Consider the following 12,429-nt stretch of genomic DNA (forward strand, 5'->3'; position numbering starts at 1 on the left):
GATCAGCCGACTTCGGCGATCAGCTCGATCTCCACGCAGGCGCCCAGCGGAATCTGCGCCACGCCGAAGGCGCTGCGTGCATGCGCACCCTTTTCAGGACCGAAGACTTCCGCGAAGAACTCGCTCGCGCCGTTGGTCACGAGGTGCTGTTCGGTGAAGGTGCCGACCGAGTTGACAAGGCTCATCACCTTGACGATGCGCTTGACCTTGTTGAGGTCGCCCACGGCGGCGTGCAGGGTGCCCAGCAGGTCGATGGCGATGGCGCGGGCAGCCTGCTTGCCTTCTTCGGTGCTGATGTTGGCGCCAAGCTGGCCCGTCCAGACCTTGCCGTCCTTCTTCGCGATGTGGCCCGAGAGGAACACGAGGTTGCCGGTCTGCACGAAGGGCACGTACGCGGCGGCGGGGGCGGCGACGGGCGGAAGGGTGATGCCGAGGCTGGAAAGTTTGTCGTAAACGCTCATGGAGACTCCTTGTCTTGGGAAGGCGATTGTGTCTGTGTTTGCGGCAGGCCATCGACCACTTCCCCCACCGGCTGCACGGTCACGCCGACCCTCAGCGTGTGCCTTGCGCCGCCATGCAGTACGCCGCGCATCGGCGAGACGTCGGAGTAGTCGCGGCCGATGGCGAGGGTGACGTAGTCCTCGCCGGGCTGGCGGCCATTGGTGGGGTCGAAGTCGACCCAGTCGCCGGGGCTGCCGCCGGTGCCGTCGTCCTCGCCGGGCAGGTACACCGACACCCATGCGTGCGAGGCGTCGGCGCCCACCAGCCGGGGCTGGCCGGGCGGCGGCTGCGTGAGCAGGTAGCCGCTCACGTAGCGCGCGGGCAGGCCCATGGTGCGGAAGCAAGCGATCATGATGTGGGCGAAGTCCTGGCACACGCCCTTGCGCTGCGCGAGGGCTTCGACGGCGGGGGTGTTGATCTCGGTGCTGTCGGCGTCGTAGGCGAAGTCCTCGTACATGCGCTCGGTGAGATCCATCGCCACGTCGAAGGCGGGGCGGCCGGGCACGAAGCTGGCGCGCGCGTAGGCCACGAAGTCGTCGTGGCGCGGCACGTAGGGCGAGGGAAAGACGAACTCGGAGGCCGCGTCGAAGGTGGCGTCCTTGCGGAAGCGGAAGCGCTCGCGCACGGCCTCCCAGGGCAACTCGCGCGCCACGGCGGGCGAGAGCACAGGCTGCGAGGTCTCGACCACGCTCTCGGCCGTGACCACCAGCCGGTCGTGCGTGGCCTCGAGCGCGAAGAAGGCGCGCGTGTTGCCGTACAGGTCGGCCTGCTCGCTGCGCTGCGCGGGAGACGGCTCGATGGAGAGCTTGTGGCTCACGAGCTTCTGCGAGGCCGTGGCCAGCGGCTTCAGGTGCGCGAGATGCTGCGCCGTCTCGACCGGCGGCGAGTATTCGTAGCGCGTTTCGTGGGTGACGTGGAGCAGCATGGCCGTTGCCCGCTTACTTCGACTCGGAGCCGAAGTACGAGGCGTAGATCTTCGCGTAGGTGCCGTCGGCGCGGATGCCTTCGAGGCCCTGGTTGATCCTGGCGAGCAGCGCGGCGTTGCCCTTCTTCACGGCAATGCCGTACTTCTCGACCGGAAAGCTGGTGTCGCTCACCGTCTTGAAGCCGCCGGCGGTATTGTTGGCGAGGTAGTGCACCACCACGCCGTTGTCGGCCACCACGGCCTGCACGCCGCCAGCCTCCAGCTCCTTGAGCGCCAGCGGCGTCGACTCGAAGCGCTTGATGGCGGTGCTCGACTTGCCCAGCAGCTTGCCCACGACCTCGTCGCCGGTGGTGCCGTTCTGCACGCCGACCTTCAGCGTCTTGATGTCCTCGAACCTGTTGATGGGCGCGTCGTTGCGCACGGCGATGAGCTGGCGAGCGTCGAAGTACGACTGCGAGAAATCCATGGTCTGGCGGCGCTCGTCGGTGATGGTGATGGCCGACACCAGCAGGTCGCGGTCGCCCTGGTCCAGCGAGTTGAAGATGCCTTCCCACGGCGTGTTGACGAACTTCACCTCGAAGCCGGCCTTCTGCGCGACCGCCTTCACCACGTCGATGTCGAAGCCTACGATCTCGCCCCGGTCGTTCTGCGACTCGAAAGGCGTGTAGGCGGCGTCGGTGCCCACCACCAGCACGCGCGCTGCCGCCGGCGGTGCCGCGGCACCGGCCGGCGCCGACGCGGGCTCCTGCTTGCCGCAGCCGGCAATGGCCAGGGCCGCGAAGACGCTCGCGGCGGTGAGTGCGAAGCGGCGGTTGATGGTGATATGGCGAGGCATGGCGGTGGTTCTCCTTGAACTTATTGTGGAACGCCGCGGAACCGGCTTTGCCGGGCCGCAGGCGTTGCCCCCGGCGAGGGGGTGTGCGTAGCGACACGAAGTGCGCGAAGCATGGGGGAGTACCTGTTCAGGCGCCCACTGAACGCAGCGACTCGGAGGTCAGCGTGAAGTAGCGCGTGCCGATGGCGTCGGACACATGGTAGGCCGCCGTTTCGCAGCTGGCGAGCAGCTTCATGAGCTCCGGATAGTCGGCGTCGGGCCCTGTAGCGCAAAGGTGTTCGAGCGTCCAGCCGGCCGGATCGGGCAGCTCGTACGACAGTGCGGTCAGCTTGCCCGGCGCGCTGCCGGCGAGCCGCGCGATGCGCCCGCGCAGGGTCTGGGTGACCCAGGCCAGCGAGCGCGGGTTCTCGGCGTCGAGCACCAGCAGGTCGACCATGGTGGCGACGTCGCGGCGCTGCTGGTAGCGGGCGTGGAAGGTGATGGTGCTGTCGAAGAGGGCCACCATGGCCTCGAAGCCGCTCACTTCGTGCACCGCGCCGTTGTCGAAGCCGGCCTCCAGCGCGTTCGCGAGGAAGCCCAGCCGCTCGATGTGGCGGCCGATGGACAGGAGGCGCCACGCGTCGTCGCGCGTCATGCGGTCGGTCTGCGCGCCGGTCATGGCGGCGAGGGCGTTGCTGGCGGATTCGAGGGCGCGCAGCGCGGCGCTGGCGGCGAAGCTGCCTTCGTCGGCCTGCTCGGCGCAGCGGCGCAGGAAGTCGGCCTCGGTGCGCACGATCTGGTTCCAGGTGTCCTGCGAGAGCCGCTCGCGCACCGCGGCCGCGGCCTGCCGGATGCAGCGCAGGCTGAAGCCCACGCTGCCGCCGCGCGCCACGTCGCCAAGCTCGGCGATGAGCGCACGCTCGAACACGCGGCGCGACTGCGGCGCGCTCGGCACTTCGGCCGGCACCAGCGCATTGCGCAACGCCATGCGGTGCAGCCATTCGAGCAGCGGGCGCGAGGACTGGTCCTCGCTGCCCAGCAGGCTCAACGTGAGGCGCGCGAGGCGCACGGCGTTCTCGGCACGCTCGGTGTAGCGGCCCAGCCAGAACATGTTCTCGGCCGCGCGGCTGGTGACTGGCGCGCGATGTCGCGCAAGAGATGCCGGCGTGCTGTGCGGCTGCAGCAGCGTGGTGCGGTCGACCTCGCCGTGCGTCTGCACCCACACGTCGGCGCTGCTGCCGCCGCGCTGCATCGAGGCGAACTGCGCGTCGGGCTCGGTGAGCCGGGCCAGCCCGCCGGGCAGCACGCGCCACGACTGCGCGCCGTCGCTCACCGCGAACACGCGCAGCATCACGGCGCGCGGTGCGATGTGGCCCGGGCCCATGTCATTGGCCCAGGTGGGCATCTGCGACAGCGCCATGTAGCCCTGCACGGTGTGGACGTCGCCCTCGCGCACGATGCGGCCGGCCCATTCGTCGAGCTCGCGCCGGCCGAGTTGGCTGCCGAGCACGGCGTCGAAGCTCGCGCGGCCGTCGAAGCCGGGGTAGGTGGGCTTGATGGCGCTGTCGCCCAGCTGCGGCAGCACCGATTCGAGTGCCGCGCGCTCGCCGCACCACCAGGTGGGCAGGGCGGGCAGCATGAGCTTCTCGTCGATCAGCCGGCGCGCCAGCCCCGGCAGAAAGCCGAGCAGCGCGGGCGATTCAAGAAATGCCGAGCCCGGCATGTTGGCCACCAGCACGTTGCCGGCGCGGATCGCCTGCAGCAGGCCGGGCACGCCGAGCGTGGAGTCGGGGCGCAGCTCCAGCGGGTCGAGGAACTGGTCGTCCAGCCGTTTGATGAGCCCGTGCACCGGGCGCAGGCCCTGCAGCGTCTTCAGGTAGAGCCGCTGGTCGCGCACCGTGAGGTCGCTGCCTTCGACCAGCGTGATGCCGAGGTAGCGCGCGAGATATGCGTGCTCGAAGTAGGTTTCGTTGTACGGGCCCGGCGTGAGCAGCGCGATGTGCGGCGGCACGCCCGCCGGGCACATGCGCTGCAGGCCTTCCATCATGGCGCTGTAGGTGGCGGCCAGGCGCTGCACGTGCAGCGCCTCGAAGGCCTGCGGAAACTGCCGCGTGATGGCGAGGCGGTTTTCGAGCAGGTAGCCCAGGCCCGAGGGCGCCTGGGTACGCTGCGAGACCACCCACCAGTTGCCGTCGGGGCCGCGCGCGAGGTCGAAGGCGGCGATGTGCAGCCAGGTGTCGCCCGGCGGCTTCACGCCGTGCAGCGCGCGCAGGTACCCGGGGTGGCCGCGCACCAGCGCCGGGGGAATGAGGCCTTCGGCCAGCAGCTGCTGCGGGCCGTAGGCATCGGCCATCACGCGGTCGAGCACGCGCACGCGCTGCAGCACGCCGGCCTCGATCTGGCTCCAGCTCTCGGGCGAGACGATCAGCGGGAACAGGTCGAGCGACCACGGCCGCTGCGGGCCGTTGGCGTCGGCGTACACGTTGTAGGTGACGCCGTTGTCGCGGATCTGCCGCTCCAGGCTGGCCGCGCGCCGGGGCAGGTCGTTGAAGCCGCCCGGGCCGAGCTGCTCGAAGAAGGCGTTCCAGGCGGGGGTGAGCGGGGGCTGTTCGCTGGCCGGGGCCTGCTGCGTCTGCGCCTGGGGTTGCGACTGGGACTGTGTTTGAGACTGCGACTGGCCGGGCGCCGCCGGCCGTTCGGCGGCGGCGTCGTAGAGCTGCGGGGCTGCCGCCGGGGCCGGGGCAGCCCCGGGAGCCGGCCGGACGGGCGCCACAGGCGTGGCCAGTCCGCGCAGTTCGTCGAAGTGGCCGGGCAGGGCCGGCGGGGCGAGCGCCGACGCCAGGGCCGCCGGAAACTCCAGTGCCTGGGCGTCGAACAGGGATTCGTTCAAAGGTTCCACAGGGGGTGGATTGTCACACTGCCGTCACGGGGTGGCCGTTCGGGCAGTGTGCGGAATATCCCGGTCAACGCCGCAGATCGAGCGTGAACGGGAATTCGCGGCTGCCCGGCAGCTCGATCGTCGCGGGGGGCGTGCGCAGCAGGCCGGGGGTGTGGCCGGTGCGCGTGAAGCGCGAATGGCGGCGGCTTTCGGCCTCGTAGGCGTTGACCGGGAAGGTGTCGTAGTTGCGCCCGCCCGGGTGGGCCACGAAATACTGGCAGCCGCCCAGCGAGCGCTTCATCCAGGTGTCGACCAGGTCGAAGGTCAGCGGCGCATGCGCCTTGATGCTGGGGTGCAGTGACGAAGGCGGGTTCCAGGCCTTGTAGCGCACGCCGGCCACGAACTCGCCGGCAACGCCGGTGGGCTGCAGCGGCAGCACCTTGCCGTTGACGGTGATGACGTGGCGGCTTTCGTTCAGGCCGGTCACGCGCACCTCGATGCGCTCCAGCGAGGAATCGACATAGCGCACCGTGCCGCCGGGCGCGCCTTCCTCGCCCATCACGTGCCACGGCTCGAGCGCGTTGCGCAGCGAGAGCTCGACGCCCATCGCCTGCATCTGGCCCACCAGCGGGAAGCGGAACTCGAAGTGCGGCGCGAACCAGTCGGCATCGAAGGCGAAGCCGGCCTGGCGCATCTCGCTGATGACGTCGTCGAAGTCCATCTTCACGAAAGTCGGCAGCAGGAAGCGGTCGTGCAGCTCGGTGCCCCAGCGGGTGACGGGCGCCTTGTAGGGCTCGTCCCAGAAGCGGGCCACCAGCGCGCGAATGAGCAACTGCTGCGCGATGCTCATTCGCGCGTGCGGCGGCATCTCGAAGGCGCGCAACTCCAGCAGGCCGAGGCGGCCGGTGCTCGAGTCGGGCGAGTAGAGCTTGTCGATGCAGAACTCGCTGCGGTGCGTGTTGCCGGTAACGTCGATCAGGATATTGCGCAGCGTGCGGTCGACCAGCCACGCGGGCATGTTCTGGCCGTAGATCTCGCGGTTCTTCGCAATTTCCTTCAGCGCGATTTCCAGCTCGTAGACCTGGTCGTTGCGGGCCTCGTCCACGCGCGGCGCCTGGCTCGTCGGGCCGATGAACATGCCCGAGAACAGGTAGCTCAGCGACGGATGGTTGTGCCAGTAGAGCAGCAGGCTGGCCAGCAGCTCGGGCCGGCGCAGGAAGGGGCTGTCGGCCGGCGTTGCGCCGCCCAGCACGAAGTGGTTGCCGCCGCCGGTGCCGGTGTGGCGGCCGTCGGTCATGAACTTCTCGGCCGACAGGCGGGTTTCGAAGGCGGCGTTGTAGAGGAACTCGGTGTGGTCGACCAGTTCCTTCCAGTTGTGCGCCGGATGGATGTTGACCTCGATCACGCCCGGGTCGGGCGTGACCTGCAGCAGCTTCAGGCGCGGATCGCGCGGCGGCGGATAGCCTTCCATCACGATGCGCACGCCCAGGTCGCGCGCGGTGGCCTCGACGGCGGCCACGAGGTCGAGATAGTCCTCCAGGCGGGCCAGCGGCGGCATGAAGACGTAGAGCACGCCAGAGGCATTGCCCTTCTTCTCGGCGGCGGGGCCGTTGGCGCGGCGCGGGTCGCGCACTTCGACGCACAGCGCGGTACGGGTGATCCAGTGGGCCGATTCGCCGCGCAGGGGCTGGCGCGTGGCGGATGGGGTCGTGGTGGCGTCGCTGCCCTCGCCATCGCCTTCCCCGTCCCCCGATGCGCCCGGCGTCTGCATGCGCAGCGAGGCTGGCACGACGGGAGGCGTACCGAAGGCATAGGGCACGGCGCCGAGGTCGGCTCCGGTGCCGCCTGCTTCACCCGCACCGCCCGCGCCGCCGGTACCCACGGCGTAGCGCGCGCGGTAGTCGGCCCCGCTCGGCAGCGCGCCGCGCGGCGCGTTCGGGTCGCGCTCGATCATGTAGGGGTAGTCGCCCTTGCTGGCCCACGGTTGGGAGTCGAGCGGCAGGCGGTAGCCCATGGGCGAATCGCCCGGGATGAGATACAGCCGGTCGTCGCGCAGGAACCAGGGGCCGGTCTTCCAGGCCGGGCCGGCCAGTGCGGGCGCGTCGCCGTTCGCGTTGCCGGGCTCGATGGGCAGCATGTAGCCGATCACCGCGTCGAGCTTCTGGGTGAACACGCGGCGCAGGCGCACGCGCTCCAGTTCGTCGTCGAGCTTCGAGTCGAAGGGGTCGACGTTGACGGGCAGGCGGCGTTCGCGCCAGAGGTAGTAGTAGATGTCCTCGTAGCCCGGCTGGATGTAGCGCTCGGTGATACCCAGCTTGTGCGCGAGCAGGTTGGTGAAGCGGCGCGCGTCCTCGCTGGTGTAGTGCGTCGGAAAGCGCTCGTCGGCGAAGAGGTCGGGGTCGTGCCACAGCGGCTGGCCGTCGGCGCGCCAGAAGATCGACAGCGCCCAGCGCGGCAGCTGCTCGCCCGGATACCACTTGCCCTGGCCGAAGTGCAGGAAGCCGCCCTGGCCGTACTCGGCGCGCAGCCTGTGCACGAGCTCGGTGGCGTAGCCGCGCTTGGTGGGGCCGAGCGCGTCGGTGTTCCACTCGGGCGCGTCGCGGTCGGTGGTGGCCACGTAGGTGGGCTCGCCACCCATGGTCAGGCGCACGTCGCCGGCCTTCAGGCGCGCGTCGACGGCGTCGCCCAGGGCCAGCACGTCGGCCCATTGGTCTTCGGTGTAGGGCTTGGTGACGCGCGGCGATTCGTAGATGCGCGTGACCTTCATGTCGTGGCCGAATTCGACCTCGGATTCATCGACGCCGCCCTCGATGGGCGCGGCGCTCGAAGGCGTGGGCGTGCAGGCCAGCGGAATGTGGCCTTCGCCGGCCAGCAGGCCCGAGGTGGCGTCGAGGCCGATCCAGCCCGCGCCGGGCAGGAACACTTCGCACCAGGCATGCAGGTCGGTGAAGTCGACCGTGGTGCCGCTCGGGCCGTCGAGCGCCTTCACGTCGGGCGTGAGCTGGATCAGGTAGCCCGAGACGAAGCGTGCCGCCAGGCCGCAGTGGCGCAGCAGCTGCACCAGCAGCCAGCCCGAGTCGCGGCAGGAGCCGCTGCCGTTGGTGAGCGTTTCTTCCGGCGTCTGCACGCCGGGCTCCATGCGGATCAGGTAGTTGACGTCCTTCTGGACCTGCTGGTTGATGCCGACCAGGAAGTCGATGGTGCGCTGCTCCTTGCGGTCGATCTTGTCGAGGTAGGCCTGCAGCAGCGGCGTGGGCGTTTCGGTGACGAGGTAGGGAGCCAGTTCTTCGGCCTGCGACGCCGTGTACTTGAACGGGAAGTTCTCGGCCTGCGGTTCGAGGAAGAAGTCGAAGGGGTTGTAGACCGCCATCTCGACCACGAGGTCGACCGTGACCTTGAACTCGCGCGTCTTCTCGGGAAACACGAGCCGCGCCTGGTAGTTGGCGAACGGGTCTTGCATCCAGTTGACGAAGTGCTCGGCCGGCTCGACCCGCAGCGAGTACGAGATGACGTTGCTGCGGCAATGCGGCGCGGGCCGCAAGCGCACGACCTGGGGGCCCAGCTGCACCAGCCGGTCGTACTTGTAATGGGTGACGTGGTGGAGAGCGGCGTGAATGGACATGCGTTTTTGTGTGCAGTGCTGGCAGATTGCATCGGGAGATGATGTCTCTGGTGAGACGCATACTAGCCGAGATACCAAAGCAATTAACGCGCCACTGAGCGTGATTTGGGGAGGGTTTGCATCATGGATTCGGGAGTTGTCCGATGACGCGGTTTCGTGCGTCGGGCCGGGCTGCGGGGGGCTTCGGCGCATTTGCGGCACTGGGCGGTTCGTTGCTGGGAGCGGCCTTGCAGCTGCAGCAACCGGTGCTGTGGCCGGCATGGGGTTATGCCGGTTTGCTATGTGTCGGCGTGGCCGGAATGTGGTGGCGGCGACTGCCGGGCAGAAGGCTCTTGTTGATCGCCGTGGCGTGCGGAGCGATGGCCGGCTCGGGGCTCGCAGGATTGCGCGCCGTCGCCTATGCGAAAGGCGCGCTCGACCCGGCGCTCGAAGGGCGCGACCTGCGCGTCGCAGGCGTCGTATCGGAGATGTCCCAGCGCAACGAGGCTGGTACGCGATTCGTCTTGGATGTCGAAGCCGCGCAGTGGGTCGACCCCTCCATGACAGGCCTGCCAGCCGTGCCCGAGCGCATCGCGCTCGGCTGGTATGCGGAAGGCTCCAGCCTCTGGAGCCGTACCTCGCCAGCCAGCACCGCCGTCGCTTCCCCGCATGCCGGCGAACGCTGGAGCCTGACGGTGCGCCTGAAAGCCCCGCACGGCAACCGCAACCCCCACGGTTTCGACAGCGAACTCTGGATGTGGGAGCAGGGCCTGCACGCCAGCGGCCATGTGCGAGCCGGCGCGCGCGACGCGGCGCCGGTGCTGGTCGGCTCCACCTGGCGGCACCCCATCGAACGCGCCCGTGAAGCGGTGCGCGACGCCATCTTCGAGCGCGTGCCAGACCGCGCGCAGGCCGGCGTGATCGCGGCTCTCGTCACCGGCGACCAGAACGCCATAGACCGCGCCGGCTGGGATGTGTTCCGTGCCACGGGCGTGGCGCACCTGATGTCGATCTCGGGCCTGCACGTCACGATGTTCGCGTGGCTCGCCGCGCACGCCGTTGGCCTGCTCTGGCGGCGCAGCACGTGGCTGATGCTGCGCCTGCCCGCGCAGCAGGCCGCGTTGATCGGCGGCGTGCTGCTGGCCACGCTCTACGCGCTCTTCAGCGGCTGGGGCGTGCCTTCGCAGCGCACGGTCTGGATGCTGGCGACGGTCGCGCTGCTGCGCCTGACCGGGCGGCGCTGGCCCTGGCCGAACGTGTGGCTGCTGACTGCCGCGGTGGTGGTCGCGCTCGACCCGTGGGCATTGATGCAGGCGGGCTTCTGGCTGAGCTTCGTGGCGGTGGGCGTGCTCTTCGCGACGGACGCTGGAGTGCAGGGCGAGCAGCAGGCCGGCGCGGCCGCCCGACTGCTGCGCTTCTTTCGCGAGCAATGGACCATCACGCTGGCGATCACGCCGCTGAGCCTGCTGCTGTTCCAGCAGGTGTCGCTGATCGGACTGCTGGCCAACGCGGTGGCGATTCCGTGGGTCACGCTCGTGATCACGCCGCTGGCGATGCTCGGCGTGACGGTGCCACTGTCGTGGGACCTTGCGGCCACGGCCGTGCAGGCGCTGGCGCTGCTGCTGCAATGGCTGGCCGAGTTGCCGCACGCCACGCTGTCGATGGCCGCGCCGCCCTTGTGGCTGGCCGCCTGCGGCGTCGGTGGCGGTGCGCTGCTGGCCATGCGGCTGCCATGGTCGCTGCGCGGCCTCGGCATTCCGCTGCTCCTGCCCGTGCTGCTGTGGCAGGCGCCCCGGCCGGCCGCTGGCGAGTTCGAGCTGCTCGCCGCCGACATCGGCCAGGGCAACGCGGTGCTCGTGCGCACCGCCACGCACAGCCTGCTCTACGACGCCGGCCCGCGCTACAGCCTCGAAAGCGACGCGGGCCACCGTGTGCTCGTGCCGCTGCTGCGGGCGTACGGCGAGCGACTCGATACGCTGGTGGTGAGCCATCGCGACGCCGACCACATCGGCGGCGCGCCCGCCGTGCTCGCGATGCAGCCCGAGGCGGCGCTACTGAGCTCCATCGAGGCCGCGCACCCGCTGCAGGCGATGCGCGCGGCAAGGCGCTGCGAGGCGGGGCAGTCGTGGAACTGGGACGGCGTGCGCTTCGAGGTGCTGCATCCCTTCGAGAGCGACTACCGCAGCTTCGGCAAGCCGAATGCCGTGTCGTGCGTGCTGCGCATCGACAACGGCCGCGCGGCGGCGCTGCTGGCGGGCGACATCGAGCGGCTGCAGGAAGCGGCGCTGGTCGTGCGCACGCCGCAACTGCTGCGCGCCGACGTGCTGCTGGCGCCGCATCACGGGAGCAAGACTTCGTCGGGGGCGGCGTTTCTCGATGCGGTGCAGCCGCGCATCGCGCTCGTCCAGGCGGGGTATCGCAACCGTTTCGGTCATCCGGCGCAGGAAGTGGTGGCGCGCTACCGTGAACGCGGCGTGCGGCTGGTCGAGAACACCCGCTGCGGCGCCGCCCACTGGAGCAGCGCGAGGCCCGCGGAGGTGGGCTGCGAGCGCGAACGCCGGGCGCGCTACTGGGAGCACCGGCAGCCGGAGGAGGCTGGCCGTCCGGAGCCTTGAAATCGTGAACTAATTGTCAAAAGTAGCCCGAAAGGCCTCGTGTAAAGGAATCCACGGCAGCGTTCCATGCGTTGTATCGTTTGGCTACAACTCAGAACAAGGGGGCAGCATGGACAAGCACAACCGTCGGATTTCTCGCTGGGGCCCGTCTTACGGGCGCGCCTCATGACGACCGGCGTTCCGGCCATCACCAGCGCGAGCCTCGCCGGCGGCTCCGGCGCGCGGCTCAAGATGCACCGCGAGGGCCCGGTGCTGATCCTGACGCTGAGCAATCCCGAGGCGCGCAACGCGATCAATCCCTCGGTCTACCGAACGGCCGCCAAGGCGATACGCGCCACCGCGGGCTTTCGCACGGTGCGCGCCATCGTGCTGCGGGGGAGGGCGATCACTTCAGCGGCGGCGGCGACCTGCGGCGCCTGGCCCGGCAACGCAAGCTGCCGGCCACCGAGCAGCATGGCCACATCGACGCGCTGCACGAATGGCTCATGGCGATCGAGGAGGCGCCGCAGCCGGTCATCGCCGCGGTCGAGGGCGCCGCGATGGGCGGCGGCTTTTCGCTGTGCCTGGCCTGCGACCTGATCGTGGCCGCCGAGGATGCGAAGTTCGCGATGTCGTACATCAACGTCGGCCTGTCGCCCGACGGCGGCGGCACCGATTCGCTGGCCCGCTCGCTGCCGCCGCAGGCAGCGCTCGAAATGCTGCTCGACGGCATGCCCTGCACCGCGAAGCGGCTCCACGAATTGGGCGTGGTCAACAAGGTGGTGCCGCACGGGGAAGCCGAAGCCACCGCGCTCGCCTGGGCGCAGCAACTCGCGCGCGGCCCGTTCGAGGTTCAGGCGCGCATCAAGCAACTGGTGTATGGGGCGCGCGGACGCAGCCGGCGCGAGCAACTGGAGGCCGAGCGCGAGTCTTTCCTGACCAGCCTCTACAGCGACGAGAGCGGGGAGCGCATCAAGGAATTTCTCTCGCCCCGAAAGAAGCCGGGAACGAGCGAGGAGGGCCCCGAGCCCTGAGCGCGGAAAGATCATCCGACCCGCCTTGAGCCTTCGCATCAGGGGTTCTACTGGCCCTGAACTTGCTAAGCTATGTGCTCAA

At 69.7% G+C, this 12,429-nt stretch carries 8 protein-coding genes; 2 read left to right on the top strand and 6 right to left on the bottom strand.

Annotated elements, in window-relative coordinates; all coding sequences use genetic code 11:
• Positions 1-2 precede the first annotated feature (2 nt).
• The 5 genes from AC1VNX_RS13170 to AC1VNX_RS13190 all read right to left on the bottom strand — a co-directional run bounded on the left by AC1VNX_RS13170 (position 3) and on the right by AC1VNX_RS13190 (position 8,740).
• Positions 3-461: a RidA family protein gene (locus AC1VNX_RS13170; protein ID WP_432726189.1), complete on the bottom strand. Its 459-nt coding sequence runs from the start codon at positions 459-461 to the stop codon at positions 3-5.
• Positions 458-1,426: a transglutaminase family protein gene (locus AC1VNX_RS13175; protein ID WP_483157086.1), complete on the bottom strand. Its 969-nt coding sequence runs from the start codon at positions 1,424-1,426 to the stop codon at positions 458-460. The genes AC1VNX_RS13170 and AC1VNX_RS13175 overlap by 4 nt, the downstream gene beginning before the upstream one ends.
• 13 nt (positions 1,427-1,439) lie before the next feature.
• On the bottom strand, positions 1,440-2,261 hold the full coding sequence (locus AC1VNX_RS13180; RefSeq protein ID WP_483157087.1) for a basic amino acid ABC transporter substrate-binding protein: 822 nt from the start codon (positions 2,259-2,261) through the stop codon (positions 1,440-1,442).
• A 127-nt stretch (positions 2,262-2,388) separates the two neighbouring features.
• Positions 2,389-5,139 (bottom strand): circularly permuted type 2 ATP-grasp protein, encoded by a 2,751-nt coding sequence (locus AC1VNX_RS13185; protein WP_483157088.1) that lies wholly within the window; start codon positions 5,137-5,139, stop codon positions 2,389-2,391.
• 64 nt (positions 5,140-5,203) lie between these two features.
• Entirely contained in the window at positions 5,204-8,740 is a 3,537-nt protein-coding gene (locus AC1VNX_RS13190) for a transglutaminase family protein (protein ID WP_483157089.1), read from the bottom strand.
• Positions 8,741-8,883: 143 nt separating this feature from the next.
• Here AC1VNX_RS13190 and AC1VNX_RS13195 point away from each other — a divergent pair, with 143 nt between their 5' ends.
• Complete coding sequence (locus AC1VNX_RS13195) at positions 8,884-11,334, top strand: DNA internalization-related competence protein ComEC/Rec2 (RefSeq protein WP_483157090.1); 2,451 nt, start codon at positions 8,884-8,886, stop codon at positions 11,332-11,334.
• Positions 11,335-11,639: 305 nt separating this feature from the next.
• Here AC1VNX_RS13195 and AC1VNX_RS13200 read toward each other — a convergent pair whose 3' ends face one another.
• Positions 11,640-11,810, bottom strand: coding sequence for a hypothetical protein (locus AC1VNX_RS13200; RefSeq protein WP_483162065.1), 171 nt, complete (start codon positions 11,808-11,810; stop codon positions 11,640-11,642).
• Between AC1VNX_RS13200 and AC1VNX_RS13205 the strand changes: the two genes are divergently transcribed.
• Entirely contained in the window at positions 11,769-12,347 is a 579-nt protein-coding gene (locus tag AC1VNX_RS13205) for an enoyl-CoA hydratase-related protein (protein ID WP_483161943.1), read from the top strand. The genes AC1VNX_RS13200 and AC1VNX_RS13205 overlap by 42 nt on opposite strands.
• The last annotated feature ends 82 nt before the right edge of the window (positions 12,348-12,429 follow it).

It is taken from the genome of Variovorax sp. TLI9-5A (assembly GCF_056867935.1).